Raw genomic sequence first — 22,760 nt, forward strand, 5'->3', positions numbered from 1 at the left:
GGGGGCGAAAAGCGCTTACACGCGGTTCAGCAGGAACGTGGTGAGCAGCGGCACCGGACGGCCCGTCGCACCCTTGGCCGCGCCCGATTTCCACGCCGTGCCGGCGATGTCCAGGTGCGCCCACGTGTAGTTGCGCGTGAAGTTCTCCAGGAAGCAGGCCGCCGTGATCGATGCGCCGCCCGGCGTGCCGATGTTGGCCAGGTCGGCGAAGTTCGACTTCAGCTGCTCGTTGTACTGCTCGCCGATCGGCAGGCGCCAGGCCGGGTCGCCCGCCTGCCTGCCGGCGTCCAGCAGTTCCTGGGCCAGCGCGTCGTGGGCGTCGTCGTGGCGCGTGAACACGCCCGACGTGTGGTGGCCCAGCGAGACGATCACGGCGCCCGTCAGGGTCGCGATGTCGACGACGGCGGCCGGCTTGAAGCGCTCGGCGTAGGTCAGGGCGTCGCACAGGATCAGGCGGCCCTCGGCGTCCGTATTCAGGATCTCGATGGTGGTGCCGTTCATCGCGGTGACGATGTCGCCCGGCTTGGTGGCGCGGCCCGACGGCATGTTCTCGCACGCGGCCACGATGCCGACGACGTTCAGCTTCAGGCCCATCTCGCCGATGGCGCGGAAGGTGCCCAGCACCGAACCGGCGCCGCACATGTCGTACTTCATCTCGTCCATGTTCGGACCGGGCTTCAGCGAGATGCCGCCCGTGTCGAACGTGATGCCCTTGCCGACGAGGACCACCGGCGCATCGTTCTTCTTGCCGCCGTTGTGCTTCAGGACGATGAACTTCGGCGGCTCTTCGCTGCCGCGCGTGACGGACAGGAAGCTGCCCATCTTGAGGGCTTCGAGCTGCTTGCGGTCCAGGACTTCGATGTCGAAGCCGTAGTCGCCCGCCAGCTTCTTCGCCGTGTTCGCGAGGTAGGTCGGGGTGCAGACGTTCGGCGACAGGTTGCCCAGTTCCTTCGTCAGGTTCATGCCGTTCGCGACGGCCTGCGCCTGCGCCAGCACGGCCTTGATCTGCGGCGTCGCGGCCGGGACGGCGATGGCCAGCTTGCGCACGCCGGTGGGCGCCGGATCCTTCTTGCTCTTTTGCGCGTCTGTGCGGAATTCGGCTTCGTTCGCGGCGATGACGATGTTCTTCAGCGCCCAGTTCAGGTCGCGGGCTTTCACATTCTCCAGCGGGAATGCGATAATGGCATCCTGCGCGCCCAGCGAAGCGAAGGTTTTCAGGGCAGCGGTCACGGCACCGGCAAAGCTTTTCTCGCTCACGGCTTCGTCGGCGCCCATGCCGACCAGCAGCACGCGGGCAGCGCTCACGCCGGCCACGCCGCGCAGCAGCAGGGTGGAGCCGGGCTTGCCGGAGATGTCACCCGACTTGACGGCGGCGCCGATCGCGCCGTTCAGATCGAGGGCTTTCGCCGCCTCCGACAGTTTCTTGTTTTCGAACACCGCGACTGCCACACAGCCCGATTTGGCTGCGGCCAGCGTGTTTTTTGTGTCGAATGCTTTTATGCTAAAGTCCATTTGATTCTCCGTTTCGAGTTTTTGACGCGCGTGCTGTCCGAGGAACCTTCCAAATGGCACCCGCTTGTGACGGTTCCCGGGGTTCCTTCCAACCAGCAATTATAACTATCGAATGATTTTCCAACGCGCCCTACAGCGTGAATTGGCCAGCGTGGCCGGCGCCACCTTCACGGTCCTGTTTACGATCTTCGTCACCTGGACCCTGATCTCCATCCTCGGCAAGGCCGCCGGCGGCAAGGTCGCCTCGGGCGACGTGCTGGCGCTGATCGGCTTTTCGGTGCTGAATTATCTGCCAACAATCATCATTCTTACCAGCTTTATCGCGGTCATCGCCACCGTGACGCGCAGCTATCGCGACTCGGAAATGGTCGTGTGGTTCGCGTCCGGCCAGTCGCTGATGCGGTGGGTGCCGCCGGTGCTCGTGTTCGGCCTGCCCATGGTGGCGATCGTCGCCGCGCTGTCGTTCGTGGCGACGCCGTGGGCCAAGATGAAGAGCGCGGAATTCGTCGAGCGCTTCGAGAAGCGCGAAGACCTCAAGCGCGTGTCGCCCGGCCAGTTCCGCGAATCGCCGTCCACGAACCGCGTGTTCTTCGTCGAAGGCAGCACGAGCGGCGCGACCGTCGTGCAGAACGTGTTCGTGAATTCCGTCGACGCCGACGGCAATTCCATCGTCGTCGCCAAGGAAGGCGTGATCGAACCGGACGGCAAGGGCGGGCAATACCTCGTGCTGAAGAACGGCCGCCGCTACCTGGGCAAGCCGGGACGCGCCGATTTCCAGTCGATGGAGTTCGAGCGCTACCGCATGCGCGTCTCCAGCCAGGCGCCCGTGATCGGCACCGAGACGCCGGCCGACGCCTTGTCCACGCCGGCGCTGCTGGCGCTGCCGGACAACCGCTACACGAACGCCGAACTGCTGTACCGGGTGTCGGCGCCGATCTCCTGCCTCGTGCTGATGCTGCTGGCGATCCCCCTCGGCTTCGTCAATCCGCGCGCCGGCAGCTCCGCCAACCTGATCCTCGCGCTGCTGATCTTTTTCACCTACAGCAACCTGTCGAAACTGTTCGAAGCCAGCGTCAAGCAGGGCAAGATGGCCTTCGGCGTGGCGTGGTGGCCGCTGCACGTGTTCGCGCTCGTGGTCGTGGCCGGGCTGTTCGCCTGGCGCCTGAACGTCAACCACCCGTGGCATCCGCTCGCCCTGCTGGGCGCCTTGAAGCGGCGCCGCCTGCTGCGCGGCGGTGCGGTGACGCAGGAGGGCGCGCAATGAAGATCCTGCAGCGCTACTTCTTCGTCAACATCGCGCAGGCCGTCGCCTTCGTGCTCGTGGCGTTCCTGGGCCTCATCGCCTTCATGGACCTGACCCAGGAACTGCCGTCGGTGGGCAAGGGCGGCTACATGATGCAGCACGCGATCCTGTACGTGCTGCTCCTGCTGCCCGGCCACGTGTACGAGGTGATGCCGGTCGCCGCGCTGATCGGCACCATCTACACGATGGCGCAGTTCGCGCAGAGTTCGGAATTCACGATCATGCGGGCGTCGTCGATGTCGACGCAGCAGGCCGGCATCATCCTGGCGAAGATCGGCGTGCTGTTCGTCGCCGTCACGTTCCTGTTCGGCGAATTGATCACGCCGCGCACGGCGCCGATCGCGGAACGCGTGCGCCTGTCCGCGAAAGGTGCGACGGTGTCGGCCGAATTCCGCTCGGGCATGTGGACCAAGGACACGATCCATGCGGGCGGCGTGAAGGGGCCCGTGACGGGGTCGCGTTTCTTCAACGCGCGCCAGATCCGCCCGGACGGCCAGCTGATCGACCTGCGCCTGTACGAGTTCGACAACAGCATGCGCATGCGCTCCCTGATCACGGCCGCCAGCGCCACGTTCAGCGGCAACGGCACCTGGCGCCTGAACGACGTCACCGAGACTCTGTTCGCGAATAGCCGCGAACTGCCCGCGCCGGGCACGCCCATTCCGGCCGGCCAGACCATCCAGAGCACGTACGGCCAGGACACGGCGTCCGTTTCCACGCGCAAGGTGGCGAACCTCGACCTCGTCTCCGAGATCACGCCGAAGATCCTGTCGGTGTCGCGCTCCGATCCGGAGCGGATGTCCGCGAACGAGCTGGCCGTGTACACGCGCCACCTCGCGGAAAACCGCCAGGAGACGGAGCGCTTCAAGATCGCATTCTGGAAGAAGCTGTTCGACCCGCTGTCGATCTTCGTGCTGATGGCGCTCGCGCTGCCGTTCGGCTACCTGCACACGCGCAGCGGCGGCGTGAGCCTGAAGATCTTCATCGGCATCATGATCGGCGTGAGCTTCCTGTTGATTAACTCGTTGTTTTCGCACGTGGGCATGTTGTCGACCTGGCCGGCCTTCGTGACGGCGGCCGCGCCCAGCCTGCTGTTCCTGCTGCTGGCGATCGGCGCCCTGCGCTGGGTGGAGAGACACTGATGGAAAAAGCACTCGTATTGTTCGCCCACGGCGCCCGTGCCGCCACCTGGGCCGCGCCGTTCCAGCGCCTGCGCGACCTGACCGCGGCGCAGCGTCCGGATTGCGCGGTGTCGCTGGCGTTCCTCGAACTGATGACGCCGAGCCTGCCGGACGAAGTGGGCGCCCAGGTGGCGCTCGGCGCGCGCGACATCACCATCGTCCCCGTGTTCCTGGGGCAGGGCGGCCACCTGCTGCGCGACCTGCCGCTGCTGCTGGAGCAGCTGCGCGCCACCCATCCGCAGGTGACGTTCCGCACCGTCCCCGCCGTCGGCGAGGACCCCGGCGTGCTGGCGGCGATGGCCGCCTACTGTGCCGGGGCGGACGCCGCCTGAGTCTTACTTGTTGACCGTCACCGGGCACATCTGGACCGGTGACGGGCTCTTGCCGATCGCCGCCGGATAGCGCTTGCAGCCGGCCGGGTCGAGCGTCAAGCCATAGCGGGCCAGGTTCTGCGTGGCTGCCTTGACCACGGCCTCGTCCTTCTCGGCCTGGTCGCGGGGATCGGCGGCCAGCATCGCGTAATGCGGACCGGGCCGGCTCGCGATCACGGACTGGATCCGCTCGAGGTAGGCGGGCGACTCGGGGAAGCCCGCGCCGAGCGAAATGACGCGCACCTCGCGCGGGACGAAGGTCGAGACCCAGCCCATCGGCGGATCGCCGTGCGCGGTGAAAACGAGCGTCGACTCCGGATGTTCCATCGGCGGCAGTTGCGCGCTGAAACTCTTCTCGGCCCAGCCGGCATGCCCCCACGTGATGAACGGGTAGACGTAGAGCGACGTGAACAGCAGCATGCCGCCGGCCAGATACGGGCCGACGCGCGGCCCGGTCAGGCGCGGGACCAGCACCCACACCATCAGCGGTCCCAGCAGTTCGATGGGCACCAGGTAGCGGTAGATGCTGAACAGCTTCAGCCACACGAGATAGCCGACGATCCCGAACAGCAGCAGGAAGCGCGCGCGCGGCGCCAGGCGTTCCGCCGGCGCGCCGCCGCGCACCGTGTCGTACAGCCAGCGCGCGAGGAACGCGAGGGCCAGCGCGTACAGCAGCGGCACGATCGCCTGCTTGAACGGCAGTTCCGAGACGCGGAAAAATTCCCGGCTGAACACGAACGGCCAGAACAGGGCTTCCAGCGCGCCGTGCGGCAAGTGGTCGGTGTCCATGACGGCGACCTGCTGCGCCAGGGGGCTCTTGAAGATGCTGTTAAATTGCGGGAACAGCGGATTGCCGAACGTCTTCCACATCCGCCACCACCACGGCCCCGCCGCGATCGCGACCCCGGCGAGCGTGCCGCAGCCGTACGTGAACGCCGCCGCGATCCCGCGTCCGAACGTGGCGGGCACCGCCAGCAGCGCGATGCACAGCGCGAGCGCATACGACGCATTGGTGAGCTTCAGCCCTGCGCCCAGTCCCATCACGACGCCCGCCAGCAGCAGCGTGGCGACGGCGCCGTCCGACAGGGCCTGCAACCGGTCCCAGCCGCGCATGACGATGCACAGCGACGCCAGGATGAACAGGGCGCTCAGGTTGTCGCCCATCGTATTGCCGACCTGCGACAGGAAGCTGGGGCCGCACATGCCCGCGAGGGCCAGCAGGATGCACAGGCGGTTGTCGGCCTTGTCCCGGGGCAGCATGAGTCGTGCGAGCGTCAGCAGCAGGATGAAGTTGAGTCCATGGACGAACCCCATCACGAACCCGACGGCCCGGCCCGGCAGCCACTGGTTCAGCAGGTAATAGGGGACGTCGATCGCCGGATTGAAATAGCTTTGCCAGTTCCCGGCCGCCATGTCGACGTGCAACCGGTCGTTGAACAAGGCATAGGGGTTGTACCAGTGGTAATTGCGCAGGTCCCAGTTTTCGTCCTGGCCCAGCCACACGGAGAGCAGGCCGAACAGGACAGGGACGAGCATCGACATGAGCACGGGCGCGCGCTCGTGCCGCAGGAATGCGGTACAGCGATTCAAAAAACGCATGTTGATCCTTCAGGTGTATCGGTAAATCGTGTGAAGCCGTGAACAGGACGGCCCGCAAAGGGCGCTGGGAAGCAGGTACGCGGGAATGCCAGACTGTTGCTCCAAAGATTATAACTGCTTGCGGGCATGGCCGATTCGGCAAGCTGGCAGGTTCGATATCTCTGTTGTCGTCGTTGCATCCATCCCTGCCAATTCGGTTGCAGCGGTAGAAACGTTCCGTTGGTTTACGGGCGTCTTTACTCTCGAAAGGAAATTTCCTCATTGAATTTAAGTTTTCCATAGGGAATCATATGCGGATGGGGTAGCCACGCTCCTGCCACCCGCCATCGATACCCACGCCATGACCACTCCCACGACCTCCCACTACGTCCGTCCGGGCCAGGCCAGCTCGGCCTGGAGCTATGCCGGCGCCACGCTGCCAGCCGGCGCCTCGACTTCTGCCGTCACCGCCGTCGCCTTCGACGCGGCCGGCAGCCTGGGCCAGGCATTCGCCCGCGGCGACATGCAGTACAGCCAGGACAACGGCCGGACTTGGCTCGCCTACACGATGCCGCTCGACGGCCAGGGCGCGTACGTCGCGACGGCCGGTACGCTGTGGCGGTTCCAGGACCGCCAGGCCGGCGACGGGACGACGCCGGACACGTTCGGCATCCACTACAAGCTGGCGGACGGCAGCGTCGTCACGGCCGAGGACACCGTGTTCCCGGACAGCCAGCCCGTGGGCATCGTCGGCGGCGACGGCATCGTGTTCACGACCGCGCACGCGGGCGACGTCGTCGACGTCGTGGCCGGGATCGACACGGGCGACCTGACGGGCGGCCGCTGGGTGATCGAGAGCCAGTCGCAACCGGGCCTGTTCGGCATCAGCTACAACCCCGCCGTCTACACGGCTGCCCGGCTGGTGGTCGCCGACGCGAGCCAGCTGCCGGCCGGCGGCCTGTCGGCCGCGGTGACCGTGCACTACTACGACCGCTACCAGGTCGACGGCAACGGCAACCCGCTCCCGAACACGGGCGTCACGCAGGTCCTCACCTATGCGGTGGAAGACGGCGCGACGGACGGCCTGCCCGGCTTCGCCAACGAATCGAAAGCCGGCGCCGCGCTGGACGCATGGACGTCCGCCCCGGCGCTGGCCACCCTGTCGGGCGGCGGCGTCGCCGCCGTCTGGCAGGGCCAGGGCGCGGGCCTGTGGGCGCAGCTGCGCGACGCGGCCGGCAATCCGCTGGGCGCCGCGTTCGCGCTCACGCCGAATGACGATGCCGGTGTCGAAGGCCAGCCGGCCGTCACCGCGCTGGTCGGCGGCCGCTTCGTCGTCGCGTACACGCTGAACGACGGCGGCGCGAACAAGATCGCATACCGCGTCGTGGACGCCGGCGGCAGCGCGGGCGTCGAGCACGTGCTCGACGCCGGGATGTCCGGCGACGCCGCCATGCCGGCCGTGGCGACGCTCGCCGACGGCTCGTTCGCCGTCGGCTGGCGCAGCGGCGCGGCCGTGCACGTGCAGCAGGCCGCCGCGGACGGCACCCCCGCCGGCGCGCAGCAGGTATACGACGCCCTCGGTTCGGCCTACAGCCCCGCGCTGGCCGCGCTCGCGGATGGCGGGTACGTCGTGTCGTGGGGCGAGATCAACGACGGCAACGTCTACGCCGCGTTGAGCCGCGCACCGGGATCCGTGTTCGTCGCGAGCGGCGACGGCTACGCGGCCAGCACGACGACGGCCGCGCCGCTGCCGCACGTGGCGGCGCTCGCGGGCGGCGGCTTCGTCGTCGCGTGGGACAGCTATGTCAACGACCCGTGGGGCTTCGCGAACAGCGACATCTTCTTCCAGCGCTTCGACACCGCCGGCCATGCCGTGGGCGCCGTCGCGCAGGCCAACGTGGCATCGGGCGGCGGGCATGATGATGCCGCCGTCACGGCGCTGTCCGAGGGTTCCTTCCTCGTCGCGTGGCAGGGCGCGGACGGCGACGGCAACGGTATTTTCGGCCGCCGGTTCGACGGGGACGGCAACGCCATCGACAGCCAGGAATTCGGCATCAGCCAGCTGCGCAGCGGCGACCAGGCCAGCCCGGACGTGACGGCGCTGGCCGGCGGCGGCTTCGCCGGCGCGTGGATCGATACGGGTGCGTCCGGCACGGCCAGTGTCGAGATGCGCGTGCTGGCGGGCGTGCCCACGGCCAGCGGCCAGGACGTGCCGGCACCCGCGCCCGCGCCCGCGCCAGCACCCGCGCCCGCGCCGGCACCTGTGGCGAGTCCCCCGGCCACCGGCACGTCGGCCGCGCTGTCGAAAGTGGCAAGCGTCGCCATGACCGACAGCACGCACGTGCTGGCGGCCGTGGCGGGCGAGAGCAAGGTGACGGGGACGTCCGGCGTCGACACGCTCGTGTACACGACCGCGCGCGCCGGGGCGACCGTCGCCGCGGCCGACGGCGCCGTGTCCGTGACGGATGCCGTCGGCAACCACGCGACGCTGGCGGGCGTCGAGCGCATCCAGTTCAGCGACGGCGTGGTGGCGCTGGACATGAACGGCAACGCGGGCGCGGCGTACCGCCTGTACCAGGCCGCGTTTGCGCGCACGCCGGACAAGACCGGCCTCGGCTTCTGGATCGATGCGCTGGACAAGGGCACGCCGCTGGCGCAGGCCGCCTCCGGCTTCATCGGCAGCGCCGAGTTCGCCAAGCTGTACGGCAGCAACGTGAGCGACGCGCAATTCGTGGATGCCCTGTACCAGAACGTGCTGCACCGCGCACCGGACGCCGCCGGCTACGCGTTCTGGACGGATGCCCTGCATTCGACGTCGCGCGCCGACGTCCTCACCGGTTTCAGCGAGAGCGCCGAGAACAAGGCCCAGGTCGCCAACAGCATCCGGAACGGCATCGATTACGTGGCGCCGGCCGGCGGCACCCTGTCGGGCTCGGGCGCGCTGAAGATGGCCAACGTCGCGTTCAGCGGCAATGCCCACGTGCTGCAGGCCGTGGCGGGCGACAGCAAGGTGACGGGGACCGCCGGCGTCGACACGCTCGCGTACACGACCGCGCGCGCCGGGGCGACCATCGTCGCGGACAACGGTGTCGTGTCCGTGAAGGATGCCGTCGGCAACCACGCGACGCTGACGGGCGTCGAGCGCCTCCAGTTCAGCGACGGCATGGTGGCGCTGGACGTGAACGGCAATGCGGGCGAAGCGTACCGCCTGTACCAGGCCGCGTTTGCGCGCACGCCGGACAAGACCGGCCTCGGCTTCTGGATCGATGCGCTGGACAAGGGCACGTCGCTGGCGCAGGCCGCCGCCGGCTTCATCGGCAGCGCCGAGTTCGGCAAGCTGTACGGCACCAACGTGAGCGACGCGCAATTCGTTGAGGCCCTGTACCAGAACGTGCTGCACCGCGCGCCGGACGCCGCCGGCTACGCGTTCTGGACGGATGCGCTGCATTCGACGTCGCGCGCCGATGTCCTCGTCGGGTTCAGCGAGAGCACGGAAAACCAGGTGCAGGTCATCGGCAGCATCCAGAACGGCATCGACTACCTGCACTGGGGTTGAGTCGCACGAAGTTTGTTGCGCATCATGGCCGCCGGCGAAGGGAAGGCCGAGACTGCTGCGATGTCCAGCAAGCTCGCCACCCTGTTCGCCCGCCTGCGCGCGGTCCTGCCTCAGTTGCCGCCGATGCCGCGCGCGTGGGTGGAGCTGCGCTGCGCCCGCCGCCTCGACCGCCTCGCGGGCCGCCTGCAGCGCATGCACGCGCGCATCGCCCGCATGCAGGACCATCTGACGGCTGCCGGAGCCCCAGGCGGTCCCGCGTCCGATGCGGATGGCGCGTTGCGGCGCATGCTGGCCGGCCTGCGCGCGGAACTGGCGCGCATGCGCTGCGATCTCGCGCTGTGGCATGTGCGCGAATGCGGGGGAGAGTGCGGGACGCGGCTGGCGGCGGCGCTGGCGCGCGTGAACCGCATCGCGGTGGATACGCATGCGGCCGCGCAGCGGCTCGAGGCCGAGCTGGAAGCGCGGGCGGAATAAGCCACCAAAGCGTCGTTCCCGCGAAGGCGGGAACCCATGCTGAATCGCAGAATTCGTCAGCTCGGAAGCATTTCAGCGCGGCACGTAGACTGACTTCGGAAGCTCAGCATGGATTCCCGCGTGCGCGGGAATGACGTGCTTATGCTGACGGGTCGAGTGACTGGTGCGGCCGGTGCCCCATCGCCTCGCCGATCATGACGAGCACGGGCCCATGCGCCACGTCGAGCCCATGCGCCAGGTCGGCCAGCGTCAGGCGGCGCACGCGCTGGTCCGCGCGGCTGCAGTTTTCCACGACGACGACGGGCAGGTCCGGCCGGCGGCCTTCGGCCAGCAGGCGTTCCGCCGTGGCCGCGGCTTCGCGGCCGCCCATGTACTGGACAAGGGTGTCGGTTTCGGGCAGGGCAGGGTGGTCGGGTTCGCCCGGCGCGGTGCTGGACGTGAAGAAGGCAACGCTGCGCGCCACGCCGCGCTTGGTCAGCGGCTGCAGGGTCGCGGCGGCGGCGGCGACGGCCGTCGTGATGCCGGGAACGACTTCGACTTCGATGCCCGCTTCCTCGAGGGCACGGAGTTCCTCGTCGGCGCGCCCGAACAGCATCGGATCGCCGCCTTTCAGGCGCACGACGCGCTGGTAGCGCTGTGCGGCATCGACGAGTTTTTCATTGATGACGGTTTGCGCCGTCGAGCGCTGGCCGGAGCGCTTGCCGACCGGGATCAACTCGGCCTGCGCGCACAGCGCCAGCATCTCCGGGGTGACGAGGGCGTCGTACAACACGACCTCCGCCTCCCCGAGCAGGCGCGCTCCGCGAACGGTGATGAGATCTGCAGCGCCGGGTCCGGCTCCAATCAAATAAACCTTCCCCAGTACAGCCATGCGATCCCTTTCGTTCGTTACGCGTCAATACGGATCATACCTGCTGCGACCGTCTGATGGGTAACTTCATCGATCAGGATGAAGGCACCCGTTGCGCGGATCGCATCGTAGGCGTCGGCGGCCAGCGGCTGCTGCACGGTCAGTTCGATCTGCGCGATGTCGTTCAGCGTCAGGCCTTCGGCCGGGTTGTCGACGGCGCGACGCGTCTGCGTGTTGACGTCCAGGACGGAATCGATCGCCTTCACCTTGGCCATCGTCTGGCGCGTGCCGTGCTTGATCCAGTACTTGCGGCGCACGTCCAGGGGCTCGTCCGACATCCAGCACACATCCGCTTTCACCTGCTTCAGCAGGGTGGCCGGTTGCTCGGCCGGGGCCAGCACGTCGCCGCGCGAGATGTCCACGTGCTCGTTCAGGGTGATGGTGACCGACTGGCCGGCGACCGCCTGCTGCAGCGGGCCGTCGAACGTCACGATTTCCTTCACGGTGGCGCTGTGGCCGGACGGTTGCACGACGAGCTTGTCGCCCACGGCGACCTTGCCCGACTCGATACGCCCCATGTAGCCGCGGAAGTCGTTGGCTTCGTGGCCGTTGTGGCGCGCGACCAGCTGCACCGGGAAGCGGAACGGGGCGGCGTGGGTCTCGTCGTAGACCGACAGGCCTTCCAGCAGTTCGATCAGCGTCGGGCCTTCGTACCAGGTCATGTTGTCGCCGCGCTCGACGACGTTGTCGCCGGCCAGCGCCGACAGCGGGATCGCCGTGATGTCCTTCAGGCCCAGCGTGTCCGCGAACTTCGTGTATTCGGCGACGATGCGGTCGTACACGGTGCGGTCGTAGTTCACGAGGTCCATCTTGTTGACGGCGACGATCACGTGCTCGATCTGCAGCAGCTTGGCGATGGTCGAATGGCGCTTCGTCTGCACCAGCAGTTCCACCGAGCCGTCGTCACCGAGCTTCACTTTGGAGACGTCGACGAGGATGATGACGGCGTCCGCGGTCGACGCGCCCGTCACCATGTTGCGGGTGTACTGCTCGTGGCCCGGCGTGTCGGCGATGATGAACTTGCGCTTCGGCGTCGCGAAATAGCGGTACGCGACGTCGATCGTGATGCCTTGCTCGCGCTCGGCTTCCAGGCCGTCGGTCAGCAGCGACAGGTCGATCGTGTCGCCCACGGTGCGCTTGTGCTTGGAGCGCGACACGGCGGCCAGCTGGTCGGCGAAGATACCCTTGCTGTCGAACAGCAGGCGGCCGATCAGCGTGCTCTTGCCGTCGTCGACGGAGCCGGCGGTGATGAAGCGCAGCAGACCGGCCTGGCCGCTCTGGTCGTTATCGTGATTCAGTTGTTCGTTCAGGGCGTTCATCAGAAATATCCTTGTTTCTTGCGCTTTTCCATCGAGGCTTCCGACGTCTGGTCGTCCATGCGGGTCGCGCCGCGCTCGGTGATCTGGGTGATCGCCGTCTCGGCGATGATGGCGTCGACGGTAGCCGCATCCGATGCGACCGGGCACGTGCACGAGATGTCGCCCACGGTGCGGAAACGGACGACGCGGGTCTCGACTTCCTCGCCGTCGCGGGCCGGGGTCAGCGGCGTCAACGGCACCAGCAGGCCGTTACGCGGGATCACCTGGCGCTCGTGCGCGAAATAGATCGGCGGCAGGGCCAGCTTTTCGCGGGCGATGTATTGCCAGACGTCGAGCTCGGTCCAGTTCGAGATCGGGAACACGCGCATGTTCTCGCCCGGGTGGACGCGGGTGTTATACAGGTCCCACAGTTCCGGACGCTGGGCCTTCGGGTCCCACTGGCCGAATTCGTCGCGGAACGAGAAGATGCGCTCTTTCGCGCGGGCTTTTTCTTCGTCGCGGCGGGCGCCGCCGATGCAGGCGTCGAAGCCGTATTCGGCGATCGTTTCCAGCAGCGTGACTGCTTGCGCGGCATTGCGCGAATCCGTCTGGGGGTTGCGCAGGCGGACGGTACCTTTCTTGATCGAGTCCTCGACGGAACCGACGATCAGGCGCTCGCCCAGTTCGGCCACGCGCGCGTCGCGGAACTGGATCACTTCGTCGAAGTTGTGGCCCGTGTCGATGTGGACGAGCGGGAACGGGAATTTACCCGGACGGAACGCCTTCTCGGCCAGGCGCAGCAGCACGACGGAGTCCTTGCCGCCCGAGAACAGCAGCGCGGGGTTCGAGCATTCCGCCGCGACTTCGCGCAGGATGTGGATGGCTTCGGATTCGAGCGCGTCCAGGTGGCGCGCATTCACGTCGCTGAGCGCGAGCGGGGTGTCACTAAAAGTCGTCATTTTGCTGAGCCTGTCGATGTCTTCAATGGCCATTAATTAGGCCGGGGCTACGGATTTGATTCGAATGAGCTTGCCGTCCACGAGGTGCAGGCCGCATTCCTTGGAGTCGGCGTTTTCCCACCACCAGCGGCCGGCGCGCACGTCCTCGCCCGGCTGGATCGCGCGGGTGCAGGGTTCGCAGCCGATCGACGGGTAGCCGCGGTCGTGCAGGTCGTTGTACGGCACGTTATTGGCGCGGATGTATTCCCACACGTCCTCTTCGCTCCAGTCGGCCAGCGGATTGAACTTGGCCAGGCCGTGCGCCGTATCGTCTTCCTGCACGGGCAGATCCAGGCGCGTCGTCGATTGCGAACGGCGCTGGCCGGTGATCCACGCCTTGTTGCCGGCGAGGGCGCGGCCCAGCGGTTCGACCTTGCGCACGTAGCAGCAGCCCTTGCGCATCTCGACGCTGTCGTAGAACGCGTTCAGGCCGTTTTTGCTCACGTACTCGTCGACCAGTTCCTGCTTCGGACGCATCACGACGATGTCGTAGCCGTAATGGGCCTTGACCTTGTCGATCATGGCCAGGGTTTCCTTGTGCAGGCGGCCGGTCTCCAGCGAGAAGATGGTGATCGGCAGGCCGGCCTTCAAGATCAGGTCGGTCAGGACCATGTCCTCGGCCGCCAGGCTGGAAGCGAACACGGCGGGCGAAAAATCGCGCGCAATGCGCTCCAGGATGCCGCGGGTTTCATGCACCCGCGCGTTCAGGTCGCTCATGGGTTTCCTTGTTTGCTCGTCAGATGCCGGCGCCGACGTCGCTGTGCTCGGGCAGTGCGCCGCGCTCGTGGCGGCGGAACAGCGGCAGCGGCGTGTCGACCGCCGCCTGGTAGGTTGCCGAGAATACCGTCAGGCCTTTCAGTGCGTCATGGATGTTGCGGTCCTGGCGCGTTGCGTAGGCGTTGAAGCCGCAGCGGTACATCTGGAACAGCTGGTCGCGCAGCACGTCGCCGATCGCGCGCAGCTCGCCCTGGTAGCCCAGGCGCTTGCGCAGATTGTAGGCGATCGAATAGCCGCGGCCATCGGTGAATTTCGGGAAGTCGACGGCGACGACGGCGAACTTGTCGAGGTCGTCCTTGACCGCGTTCGCCAGCTCGTCCGACGCGAACCAGATGCCCAGTTCACGACGCTCCGCGCGGCCCAGCAGCTGCTCGCGCTGCGCCAGCCAGACTTTCAACGGGACGATGATCTTGCCGGCCGGGACTTCAACCGTTTCCGGGGTGCCGTCTTCGACGAGTTTCAGGACGCTCCAGTCGTCATCGACTACCTCGCGGTGCTTGATGATCTGCTTGTGCGAGTGCAATTCGAAATTAGGCATATTCGTCTTCCCCAACCAATGCGCCGGCCGGGATCGGCGTGGCATACACATGTTCCTTGAACGGCGCGACACCGAGGCGCTGCGCCACGTCGACGAAGCGTTCGCCGTCGACGCGGTTCTTCACATAGACTTCGAGCAGGCGGCCGATGACTTCCGGCATCTGCGGTGCGGAGAACGACGGGCCGATGATCTTGCCGATGGCCGACTCGTTGCCCTGGGCGCCGCCGATCGACACCTGGTACCACTCGGAACCGTCCTTGTCCACGCCCAGCACGCCGATATGGCCCACGTGGTGGTGGCCGCAGGCGTTGATGCAGCCCGAGATGTTCAGTTCGATGTCGCCGATGTCGTGCTGGAAGTCCAGGTTGTCGAAACGCTCGGCGATGGCGGCCGCGATCGGGATCGACTTCGCGTTCGCCAGCGAGCAGTAGTCGCCGCCCGGACACGAGATCATGTCGGTCAGCAGGCCGATGTTCGGCGTCGCAAGGCCGCGCGCCTTCGCCTGCTGCCAGATCTCGAACAGTTTCGACTGCTCGACGTCGGCCAGCACGAGGTTCTGCTCGTGCGTCACGCGCAGTTCGCCGAAGCTGTACTTGTCGGCCAGGTCGGCCACGAAATCCATCTGCTCGGCGGTCGCGTCGCCCGGCGGCACGCCGGTTTTCTTCAGCGACAGCACGACGGACGCATAGCCCGGCACCTTGTGCGGCTTGACGTTGCGCTGCACCCAGTTGGCGAACGCCTTGTTGTCGGCATGCTCCGCACGGGGATCGATGCTGGGCAGGGTCAGGTAGGGCTTCGGATTGAACCATTGCGCCACGCGTTCGACTTCCTCGCGGGTCAGCGTTTCCGGACCATCCTTCAGGTCGGCGAATTCCGCCTCGACCATGCGCGCAAATTCCTCGGCGCCCACGGCTTTTACCAGGATCTTGATGCGGGCCTTGTACTTGTTGTCGCGGCGGCCGAACTGGTTGTACACGCGCATGATCGCTTCCGTGTACGTCAGCAGGTGCTGCCAGGGCACGAACTCGTTGATCACGCTGCCGATGATCGGCGTACGGCCCAGGCCGCCGCCAGCCATGAACTTGAAGCCGACTTCACCCGCGTCGTTGCGTACGGCGGTGAGGCCGATGTCGTGGACGGCGATCGCGGCGCGGTCTTCCACGGCGCCATTGATCGCGATCTTGAACTTGCGGGGCAGGGCGATGAATTCCGGGTGGAACGTGCTCCACTGGCGGATGAGTTCGGCGTACGGGCGCGGATCGACGATCTCGTCGGCGGCGACACCGGCGAATTCGTCCGTCGTCGTATTACGGATGCAATTGCCCGACGTCTGGATCGCGTGCATTTCGACCGAGGCCAGGTCGGTCAGGATGTCCGGGGTCTGTTCCAGCTCGATCCAGTTGAACTGGATGTTCTGGCGCGTCGTGAAGTGGCCATAGCCGCGGTCGTACTTGCGGGCGATGTGGGCGAACATGCGCATCTGCGCCGTCGACAGCAGGCCGTACGGCACGGCGATGCGCAGCATGTAGGCATGACGCTGCATGTACAGGCCGTTCTGCAAGCGCAGCGGCAGGAATTCTTCTTCGGTCAGCTCGTCGGCGAGACGGCGCCGTACCTGGTCGCGGTACTGGGCGATGCGTTCACGTACGATGAGATGGTCGTATTGGTCGTAACGGTACATGGGCAAGATTCCTAAGGGGGCGGGCCAATCCTGACCCAAACTATCCCGAATATTAATAAAATCCAGCTATATTCCAAACGACGGAGAATTTATTTGCTTATATGAGCCTGCGGTATAAGCATCCTTGTAAAATGCGGCATCAGATTGACAAGATAAGGGCAATGAACCTACACCAACTACGTTTCGTGCGCGAAGCGGTCCGCCAGAACTACAACCTGACCGACGCCGCCAAGGCGTTGTTCACGTCCCAACCCGGGGTGTCGAAAGCCATCATCGAGCTGGAAGAGGAGCTCGGGGTCGACATCTTCACCCGCCACGGCAAGCGCATCCGCGGCCTGACGGAACCGGGCCGCCTCGTCCTGCAATCTGTCGAGCTGATCATGCAGGAGATCGACAGCCTCAAGCGCATCGGCAAGGAATACGCCGCCCAGGACAGCGGCAGCTTCACCATCGCCACCACGCACACGCAGGCGCGCTACATGCTGCCGAAGGTCGTGCAGGCGTTCATGCAGCGTTTCCCGAAAGTCAGGTTGTCTTTATTGCAAGGTAATCCGCGCCAGATCGCCGACATGGTCAAGAACGACCAGGCCGACCTCGCCATCGCGACGGAATCGATCGCGGCGGTCGACGGCCTGATCACATTGCCGTGTTATCAATGGGAACACGTCCTCGTCGTGCCGCACGAGCACCCGCTGACGAAATCGAAGGCGATCTCGCTGGAAGAGATCGCAGGCTACCCGCTGATCACGTATGACGCCGCGTTCGCGGGCCGCAGCAAGATCGACCATGCGTTCGAACTGCGCAACCTCAAGCCGGACGTCCTGCTGGAAGCGATCGACGCCGACGTCATCAAGACGTACGTGGAGCTGGGCATGGGCATCGGCATCATCGCCGGCATGGCCTTCGACCAGGAACGCGACCGCAACCTGCGCGCTATTCCCGTCGGGCATTTGTTCGGCATGAACGTGTCGCGCGTGGCCGTCAAGCAGGGCGCCTACCTGCGCAGCTATATTTATACGTTCATCGAGCTGCTGGCCCCCACGCTCAACCGCAAGATGGTCGAGTCCGCCATGCGCGGCACCAGTGACAATTACGAGCTTTAATACCATGAATCGACAGAATGACCCCGTCGCGCGTTACTACGCGAGCAGCACGCAGGCGGCCGACGCCGCGCTGTCGCGGGCGGAACGCGCCAACGACTTATCGAAGGTACGCGACCGCATCGCGCAACTGGTGCGCGGGCAGACCGTGCTGGAACTGGCTTGCGGCACCGGCTACTGGACGGAAGTGATCGCCGCCAACGCCGACAAGGTGCTGGCGACCGATATCCTCGACGAGATGATCGCCCGCGCCGCAACCCGCCGTTTTCCGGAGGGTAAGGTCGCGTTCCGCAAGGTGGACGGGCTCGACCTGCCCGAGGACCTGGGCACGTTCTCCTGCGTGTTCATCGGCTTCTGGTGGTCGCACCTGAAGCGCGACGAGCAGGACGCGCTGCTGGCCCAGTTGCGCGTCCGGCTCGGCCACGACGTTGCTCTGATCCTGCTGGACGACGCCTACGTCGAGGGCAGCAGCACGACCATCGCGCGCACCGATGCGCAAGGCAATACGTATGAAATCGTCGCCGCGCCGGATGGCGAGCGGTTCGAGTTGCCGAAGAATTATCCGGCCGACAGCGCGCTGCGCAAGCGGCTGGGCGGCGAGGTGAGGGAGATCCGGATCGAGCGCTTGACCTATTACTGGATGCTCACCTGCCGCCTGAAATAAGAAAGGTGGGCACTTTGTGCCCACGCACAGCGCTTAGAACGCGTGGCGCATGCCGACGGTGAACACCGACGGATCGCCACCCAGCGACGTCGCGGCCGGGGTCAGGTTGTTCGAACCCGAGTTCAGGCCGAAGGTGGCCAGGCCGTTGTTGTTCATGTTGGCGTACGACGCGTACAGGTTCGTGCGCTTCGACAGCGAGTAGCTGTAGGCCAGTGCCCAGGCATTGCCCTTGGCGCCGTTTTCCAGCTTGTTCTGCTGCAGGTTCACGTAGACCTTGCTCGGGCCGAACGGGTAGCCGGCGCCCAGGTTGTACTGCTTGAACTTGTTGTTCACGCCGTCCGGATCGGCCGACAGGTAGTTGGCCTTGATCTCCAGGCCGCCGACGTCGGCGAACGTGTAGGCGGCGCCCGCACCGTATTCCTTGTCGTTGCCCGACGAGACGCGCTTCAGCGTGTGGTAGGCGGCGCCCAGGTACAGGCCGCCCATCTTGTATTCGGCGCCGATGCCTTTCAGGTCGCCCGACGGACCCGTGGTCTTTTCGCCGGCGGAATACGTGGCCAGCAGGTCGAAGCCGTTGAACGAGGCGCTCTTGTAGTTGACCGAGTTGGCCAGGCGGCGGGTCACTTTGCCCGAACCGAAGGCCGACAGGTTGGTGCCGTAGAAGCCCTGGCCGAATTCGTCGGAGGCGCCGGCCACGACGGCGATCGGCGAGTACTCGCGGCCCAGCGTCAGGGTACCGAAGGCGCCTTCCAGGCCGACGACGGCGCGGCGCTGGAACAGGCCGGAGGAATCCTGCGCGCCGGTGTCGACGGCGACGCCCGCTTCCAGGTTGAAGATGGCCTTCAGGCCGTTGCCCAGGTCTTCCGAACCGCGGAAGCCGAAGCGGCTGCCCGACTGGTTGCCCGACTGGACGTTGGTGTGGCGGCCATCCGGATTGCCGGCGTCGCCGGACTCGATGGCGGCGTCGACGACACCGTACAGGGTCACGTTGGTCTGGGCGGCGGCGAACAGGGGGGTGAGGGCGACCACGGCTGCGGCCAGGCGTTTGACTTGCATTCAGGATTCTCCAATAAGATGTCGGACGACTCAAACAATGTGGTCTATTGCTTGATTGGCAGGCATCTTATCGAAGCGATATGTCGATTTGATGACACAGCGAAATGTTGTGAAATTGCCACATTCGCGTTGTCATCAATGTGTGACAACAGGATTACACGAGGTGATCGTGCAGCGGCAGCACGATGTCGATGCGGGTACCTTGCGGCTCGTCAGTGCCGATCGAGATCTCGCCCTTCATCGCCCAGACCCGTTCGCGCATGCCGATCAGGCCCAGGGATTCCGCCTTTTCCATGTCTTCGGGACGGATTCCGCGGCCATCGTCGCGGATCGTGATGAGCAGGTCGCTGTTCAGCCGGAACAGATTCATCATGACGCGGGTGGCTTGCGCATGGCGGGCGATGTTCGTCAGCGCTTCCTGCACGATGCGGAAGATGGCCGTGCTGGCCGTGTCATCCAGGCGCAGTTCGGCCTCGTCGGCCAGCAGGGTGGTGGGGATGGCGTAGCGTTCGATGAAATCGTCGCGCAGGCCCTGCAGCGCGAAATACAGGCCGCCTTCGTCGAGCGCGCGCGGACGCAGGTTGGTGGCGATGCGGCGCAGCGACGTGATCGCGGTCAGCAGATTGTCTTCCATGCCGCGCATCAGCCGCAGGCTTTCGCTGGGCGTGCCGTCGGCGTGTTGCAGCAGGGTGAGGTCCATGCGCAGCGATGCGAGCAGCTGGCCGAGGTCGTCGTGCAGTTCGCGCGCGATGTGGGTGCGCTCTTCCTCGCGGATGGTCTGCAGCGCGGCGGACAGCTGGCGCAGCTGGTCGTGCGAGCGCGTGAGTTTTTCCTGCACGCGGCTGCGGTCGCTGACGTCGCGCATGACGACCGTGTAGAACGGCGCGTTGCCGTTGGTGCGTGAAATGGAACCCTCGATGGGGAAGCGTTCGCCATCGCCGCGCAGGCCCATGACCGTGTAGTCGGTGGCGCGGCGGCCCGCGCGGCCGCTGCCGGGGCGGAAATAGTCCACGGGTTCGTCGACGTCCGCGTTCGGCGGCTCGATGTAGCGTCCCAGCGGACTCCCCACCATCTGCTCGACGCTCGTGGCGAACAGGGCTGCCGCGGCCGGATTGGCCATGACGATGGTGTTCGATTGGTCGGCGGAAATGATGGCTTCGCTGACGTGGTTGACGATCTGGCGGCTGGCCGGCACGGTGTCGGGCTCCTGTCGGAAGCGCCGGCCCAGCCAATAGCCGGCCGCGAACCCGGCGAGAAGCCAGGCTGCGGTCCTGCCGGAAGCGCGGGGGCGGCGCGGGCGTTTCATTCAACTTGCTTGATAGAAAACAACCCGCTGTGCGGGTCCGGCATCTACCTTACCCGCCGTGCAAACTGCTGGCTTGACTTACATCTGCTTGAAGAGGTGCAGGAAGCTGCGGCTGACTTCCAGTTTTTCCGAGCGGCCCTTGATCAGCACCAAGTGCCGGCCACGGATGTCGCGCGTCACGCCTTCGATGGCGTTGACGTTCACGAGCGTGGCGCGGTGGATCTGCCAGAACAGCGCCGGATCGAGCTCCTCGGACAGGTCGCGCACCGGCTTGCGGATCAGTGCCTCGAATTTCTCGGTCTGAACGCAGGTATATTTTTCGTCGGAACGGAAAAACAGGATTTCCTCGACCGGGATCATGCGCAGGTCCTGGCCGATGCTGGCCTGGATCCATTGCAGGTATTTCGGCTTCGGCGCCGCGATCTTTTCGGCGAGCTGGGACAGCATCGCGGTCACCGTGTCGCTGACGTTGACGGCCGCGGTGGCCGCCTGGGCGGGCGTCGCCAGGCGTTCCTTCAGGCGCTCGACGGTGATCTTGAGGCGCTCGGGCTCGGGCGGTTTCAGCACGTAGTCGATGGCGCCCCGCTCGAACGCTTCCACGGCGTACTGGTCGTACGCGGTGACGAACACGACCTGGCTGGCGTCGCCGATGTCGCGCGCCGCTTCCATGCCCGTCTTGCCCGGCATGCGGATGTCGAGAAAGGTCAGGTCGGGCTTCAGGTCGTCGACGAGCTGCACGGCCTCGTCGCCGTTCTTCGCTTCGCCGATGATCTCGAGGTCCGGCCACACCTGGGACAATCGGGTGCGCAGCAGGTCGCGCATCAGTCTTTCGTCGTCGGCAATGATAGCGGTAGGCATGGTCGGGGGCAGGCAGTGAAAGGAGTGTCGATTATTCAACGAATTGTCGTTACTAGCAATACCCGAAATGCTTACTTCGGTGCAAGCTGATAAGGGACCTCGATGGTGGCGATCACCCCGCTCGGACTGTTGGCGGCGATGTGCAGCTGGCCGGCCTCGCCGTGCAGCAATGTGAGGCGCTCACGGATGTTCGACAGGCCCAGCCCGGTGCCCTTGCTGGGCATGACGCCGAATCCGGCGCCGTCGTCCGCGACCGTCACGCGCAGCTTGCTGTCGACCACTTCGGCCCTGACGGCCAGGTGCCCACCCTCGGGCTTGCATTCGAGGCCGTGCTTGATCGCGTTCTCGACCATCGATTGCAGCATCATCGGGGGAAACGCCGCGCTGCGCAGGCCGTCCGGCACGCTCAGTTCGACCGTCAGGCGTTCTTCCATGCGCATCTTGAGCAGGTCGAGGTAGGACTTGACCATGTCGACTTCGCGGCCCAGGTTCGTGACGAGGTTGTTGTCGCGCATCTGCGGCAGCACGGCGCGCAGGTACTGGATGAGTGTCCGCTGCATGGCGGATGCGCGCGGCGGATTGGTCTCGATCAAGTGTTCGACGGAAGCGAGCGTATTGAACAGGAAGTGCGGCTCGACCTGGGCCTGCATGGCCTGCATCTTCGCTTCGGACAGCTGGCGCTGCATCGACTCGCGCTCGGCGGCGGCCGTGGCCGACTGCATTTCGGCCTCCGCGCGCTTCTTGCCGCCCACGAGGGCCTTGGTGCCGAACAGGGCGAGGATCAGCAGCCAGACAAAGCTCGTGAACCACGTCGACGCCTGCTTGTGATAGCTGCGCGCCTTCGCTTCGGCCGCGTCGTCGACGGCCGCTTCGATGGCGTTGGACAATTCTTCACCGATTTGCGGCGGCAGGTCGATGTGGACCTCTTCGCCGTTGGCGCCGCGCAGGGTCTTGGTGACCGGCGCCTTCGGCGGGGCGGGCGGTGCCGGCGGCGCGGGCGGGGCGGGCTCGGCGGCGTCGGCCACGTGTTGCACCTCGGCGGCCGCCTGTTCCGCGGCATCGGCCTTCGCCTGCGCCTCGTCGGCCTTGCCCTCGGCCGCCGCGTGCGCCGCTTCCGCGGCCTTGGCCGCCGCTTCCGCCTTGGCCGCCTCGATTTCCGGATTGATCGTGATCGTGCCGCGCCGGCTGTTCTTGCCCGGATTGATGTGGATGCCGCTGTCGTCGATCGTGACGGTCGGTTCGGGCCGGCGTGCGCTGTGTTCCGTGCGCGCGATCTCTTCCTCGCTGCTGGAGAACAATTCATCCTGCAGAATCTTGCCGGCGACCAGCATCAGCGCGGCGAACAGGAAGAACTTCCACCACGACAGCTGCGTCACCCACGTCGCGACCGCGTCGAAGGCCCGGTACAGCGCCGACAGGGTATTCGAGAAAGTTTGCTGGGTAGAACGCCGTGTTTGCATGAAACTTATCTTTTTCAAAAGGTGCGGCGAGTGTAACCGCTGGCATGAACGCCGGCCATCCCTTTGCGACAGCCTGCACGATTCGAGCCCTGGAATGCACAGGTTGATGACGCCGTGATGACGTATAGAAAAACTGTTA

19 protein-coding genes are annotated in these 22,760 nt (G+C 65.9%); 7 read left to right on the forward strand and 12 right to left on the reverse strand.

What is annotated here, in order from left to right; translation table 11 throughout:
• Positions 1–15: 15 nt before the first annotated feature.
• Complete coding sequence (locus ASD28_RS11240; protein WP_056127132.1) at positions 16–1,512, reverse strand: leucyl aminopeptidase; 1,497 nt, start codon at positions 1,510–1,512, stop codon at positions 16–18.
• Positions 1,513–1,624: 112 nt separating this feature from the next.
• Between ASD28_RS11240 and lptF the strand changes: the two genes are divergently transcribed.
• Genes lptF through ASD28_RS11255 form a run of 3 tightly spaced genes read left to right on the forward strand, consistent with a single transcriptional unit; the run spans position 1,625 to position 4,328 of the window.
• Positions 1,625–2,776 carry an LPS export ABC transporter permease LptF gene (gene lptF, locus ASD28_RS11245; protein ID WP_056127134.1) on the forward strand — a complete coding sequence of 384 codons (1,152 nt, stop codon included), beginning with the start codon at positions 1,625–1,627 and terminating at the stop codon, positions 2,774–2,776.
• Complete coding sequence (gene lptG, locus ASD28_RS11250) at positions 2,773–3,957, forward strand: LPS export ABC transporter permease LptG (protein ID WP_056127136.1); 1,185 nt, start codon at positions 2,773–2,775, stop codon at positions 3,955–3,957. Before lptF ends, lptG begins: the two co-directional genes overlap by 4 nt.
• On the forward strand, positions 3,957–4,328 hold the full coding sequence (locus ASD28_RS11255) for a sirohydrochlorin chelatase (protein ID WP_056127138.1): 372 nt from the start codon (positions 3,957–3,959) through the stop codon (positions 4,326–4,328). Before lptG ends, ASD28_RS11255 begins: the two co-directional genes overlap by 1 nt.
• Positions 4,329–4,331: 3 nt before the next feature.
• Here the strand turns inward: ASD28_RS11255 and ASD28_RS11260 are convergent, their stop codons facing one another.
• Positions 4,332–5,966 (reverse strand): hypothetical protein, encoded by a 1,635-nt coding sequence (locus ASD28_RS11260; protein ID WP_056127140.1) that lies wholly within the window; start codon positions 5,964–5,966, stop codon positions 4,332–4,334.
• 340 nt (positions 5,967–6,306) lie between these two features.
• Between ASD28_RS11260 and ASD28_RS11265 the strand changes: the two genes are divergently transcribed.
• Both ASD28_RS11265 and ASD28_RS11270 read left to right on the forward strand, forming a co-directional pair.
• Entirely contained in the window at positions 6,307–9,501 is a 3,195-nt protein-coding gene (locus tag ASD28_RS11265; protein WP_056127142.1) for a DUF4214 domain-containing protein, read from the forward strand.
• A gap of 15 nt (positions 9,502–9,516) precedes the next feature.
• Positions 9,517–9,975 carry a hypothetical protein gene (locus tag ASD28_RS11270; RefSeq protein WP_056127144.1) on the forward strand — a complete coding sequence of 153 codons (459 nt, stop codon included), beginning with the start codon at positions 9,517–9,519 and terminating at the stop codon, positions 9,973–9,975.
• 139 nt (positions 9,976–10,114) lie between these two features.
• On the opposite strand, the gene cobA is transcribed toward ASD28_RS11270, so the two are convergent.
• From cobA to ASD28_RS11300, 6 genes are read right to left on the reverse strand one after another with little or no spacing between them, the layout of a single operon-like run.
• Entirely contained in the window at positions 10,115–10,846 is a 732-nt protein-coding gene (gene cobA, locus ASD28_RS11275) for a uroporphyrinogen-III C-methyltransferase (RefSeq protein ID WP_056127147.1), read from the reverse strand.
• Positions 10,847–10,863: 17 nt separating this feature from the next.
• Complete coding sequence (locus tag ASD28_RS11280; protein ID WP_056127149.1) at positions 10,864–12,204, reverse strand: sulfate adenylyltransferase subunit 1; 1,341 nt, start codon at positions 12,202–12,204, stop codon at positions 10,864–10,866.
• Complete coding sequence (gene cysD / locus ASD28_RS32725) at positions 12,204–13,142, reverse strand: sulfate adenylyltransferase subunit CysD (protein ID WP_056128354.1); 939 nt, start codon at positions 13,140–13,142, stop codon at positions 12,204–12,206. Before cysD ends, ASD28_RS11280 begins: the two co-directional genes overlap by 1 nt.
• A 36-nt stretch (positions 13,143–13,178) precedes the next feature.
• Positions 13,179–13,898, reverse strand: a complete 720-nt coding sequence (locus tag ASD28_RS32730) for a phosphoadenylyl-sulfate reductase (protein WP_056127151.1) — start codon at positions 13,896–13,898, stop codon at positions 13,179–13,181.
• Positions 13,899–13,917: 19 nt separating this feature from the next.
• Entirely contained in the window at positions 13,918–14,496 is a 579-nt protein-coding gene (locus tag ASD28_RS11295; protein WP_056127153.1) for a DUF934 domain-containing protein, read from the reverse strand.
• Positions 14,489–16,177, reverse strand: a complete 1,689-nt coding sequence (locus ASD28_RS11300; RefSeq protein ID WP_056127156.1) for a nitrite/sulfite reductase — start codon at positions 16,175–16,177, stop codon at positions 14,489–14,491. Before ASD28_RS11300 ends, ASD28_RS11295 begins: the two co-directional genes overlap by 8 nt.
• Positions 16,178–16,338: 161 nt before the next feature.
• Between ASD28_RS11300 and ASD28_RS11305 the strand changes: the two genes are divergently transcribed.
• Both ASD28_RS11305 and ASD28_RS11310 read left to right on the forward strand, forming a co-directional pair.
• Positions 16,339–17,280: a CysB family HTH-type transcriptional regulator gene (locus ASD28_RS11305; RefSeq protein WP_056127158.1), complete on the forward strand. Its 942-nt coding sequence runs from the start codon at positions 16,339–16,341 to the stop codon at positions 17,278–17,280.
• A gap of 4 nt (positions 17,281–17,284) precedes the next feature.
• Positions 17,285–17,941 carry a class I SAM-dependent methyltransferase gene (locus tag ASD28_RS11310; RefSeq protein WP_056127160.1) on the forward strand — a complete coding sequence of 219 codons (657 nt, stop codon included), beginning with the start codon at positions 17,285–17,287 and terminating at the stop codon, positions 17,939–17,941.
• 33 nt (positions 17,942–17,974) lie between these two features.
• On the opposite strand, the gene ASD28_RS11315 is transcribed toward ASD28_RS11310, so the two are convergent.
• From ASD28_RS11315 to ASD28_RS11330, 4 genes are all read right to left on the reverse strand, one after another.
• Positions 17,975–18,997, reverse strand: a complete 1,023-nt coding sequence (locus ASD28_RS11315) for a porin (RefSeq protein ID WP_056127162.1) — start codon at positions 18,995–18,997, stop codon at positions 17,975–17,977.
• 154 nt (positions 18,998–19,151) lie between these two features.
• Entirely contained in the window at positions 19,152–20,303 is a 1,152-nt protein-coding gene (locus tag ASD28_RS11320) for a PAS domain-containing sensor histidine kinase (RefSeq protein ID WP_056127164.1), read from the reverse strand.
• 78 nt (positions 20,304–20,381) lie between these two features.
• On the reverse strand, positions 20,382–21,161 hold the full coding sequence (locus tag ASD28_RS11325) for a LytTR family DNA-binding domain-containing protein (RefSeq protein ID WP_056127166.1): 780 nt from the start codon (positions 21,159–21,161) through the stop codon (positions 20,382–20,384).
• Between the two features lie 71 nt (positions 21,162–21,232).
• Positions 21,233–22,621: a sensor histidine kinase gene (locus tag ASD28_RS11330; protein ID WP_056127168.1), complete on the reverse strand. Its 1,389-nt coding sequence runs from the start codon at positions 22,619–22,621 to the stop codon at positions 21,233–21,235.
• Between the last annotated feature and the right edge of the window lie 139 nt (positions 22,622–22,760).

It is taken from the genome of Massilia sp. Root133 (genome assembly GCF_001426525.1).
Taxonomy (GTDB): Bacteria; Pseudomonadota; Gammaproteobacteria; order Burkholderiales; family Burkholderiaceae_D; genus Telluria; species Telluria orientalis.

Excerpts from the sequence above, each read along its gene's own strand:
- ASD28_RS11325 (WP_056127166.1), bottom strand. The coding sequence starts at position 21,161 with ATGCCTACCGCTATCATTGCCGACGACGAAAGACTGATGCGCGACCTG.
- ASD28_RS32730 (WP_056127151.1), bottom strand. The coding sequence starts at position 13,898 with ATGAGCGACCTGAACGCGCGGGTGCATGAAACCCGCGGCATCCTGGAG.
- ASD28_RS11310 (WP_056127160.1), top strand. The coding sequence starts at position 17,285 with ATGAATCGACAGAATGACCCCGTCGCGCGTTACTACGCGAGCAGCACG.
- cobA (WP_056127147.1), bottom strand. The coding sequence starts at position 10,846 with ATGGCTGTACTGGGGAAGGTTTATTTGATTGGAGCCGGACCCGGCGCT.
- ASD28_RS11295 (WP_056127153.1), bottom strand. The coding sequence starts at position 14,496 with ATGCCTAATTTCGAATTGCACTCGCACAAGCAGATCATCAAGCACCGC.
- ASD28_RS11260 (WP_056127140.1), bottom strand. The coding sequence starts at position 5,966 with ATGCGTTTTTTGAATCGCTGTACCGCATTCCTGCGGCACGAGCGCGCG.
- ASD28_RS11280 (WP_056127149.1), bottom strand. The coding sequence starts at position 12,204 with ATGAACGCCCTGAACGAACAACTGAATCACGATAACGACCAGAGCGGC.
- ASD28_RS11240 (WP_056127132.1), bottom strand. The coding sequence starts at position 1,512 with ATGGACTTTAGCATAAAAGCATTCGACACAAAAAACACGCTGGCCGCA.
- ASD28_RS11305 (WP_056127158.1), top strand. The coding sequence starts at position 16,339 with ATGAACCTACACCAACTACGTTTCGTGCGCGAAGCGGTCCGCCAGAAC.
- lptG (WP_056127136.1), top strand. The coding sequence starts at position 2,773 with ATGAAGATCCTGCAGCGCTACTTCTTCGTCAACATCGCGCAGGCCGTC.
- ASD28_RS11330 (WP_056127168.1), bottom strand. The coding sequence starts at position 22,621 with ATGCAAACACGGCGTTCTACCCAGCAAACTTTCTCGAATACCCTGTCG.
- ASD28_RS11300 (WP_056127156.1), bottom strand. The coding sequence starts at position 16,177 with ATGTACCGTTACGACCAATACGACCATCTCATCGTACGTGAACGCATC.
- cysD (WP_056128354.1), bottom strand. The coding sequence starts at position 13,142 with ATGACGACTTTTAGTGACACCCCGCTCGCGCTCAGCGACGTGAATGCG.
- ASD28_RS11320 (WP_056127164.1), bottom strand. The coding sequence starts at position 20,303 with ATGAAACGCCCGCGCCGCCCCCGCGCTTCCGGCAGGACCGCAGCCTGG.
- ASD28_RS11255 (WP_056127138.1), top strand. The coding sequence starts at position 3,957 with ATGGAAAAAGCACTCGTATTGTTCGCCCACGGCGCCCGTGCCGCCACC.
- ASD28_RS11315 (WP_056127162.1), bottom strand. The coding sequence starts at position 18,997 with ATGCAAGTCAAACGCCTGGCCGCAGCCGTGGTCGCCCTCACCCCCCTG.
- ASD28_RS11265 (WP_056127142.1), top strand. The coding sequence starts at position 6,307 with ATGACCACTCCCACGACCTCCCACTACGTCCGTCCGGGCCAGGCCAGC.
- lptF (WP_056127134.1), top strand. The coding sequence starts at position 1,625 with ATGATTTTCCAACGCGCCCTACAGCGTGAATTGGCCAGCGTGGCCGGC.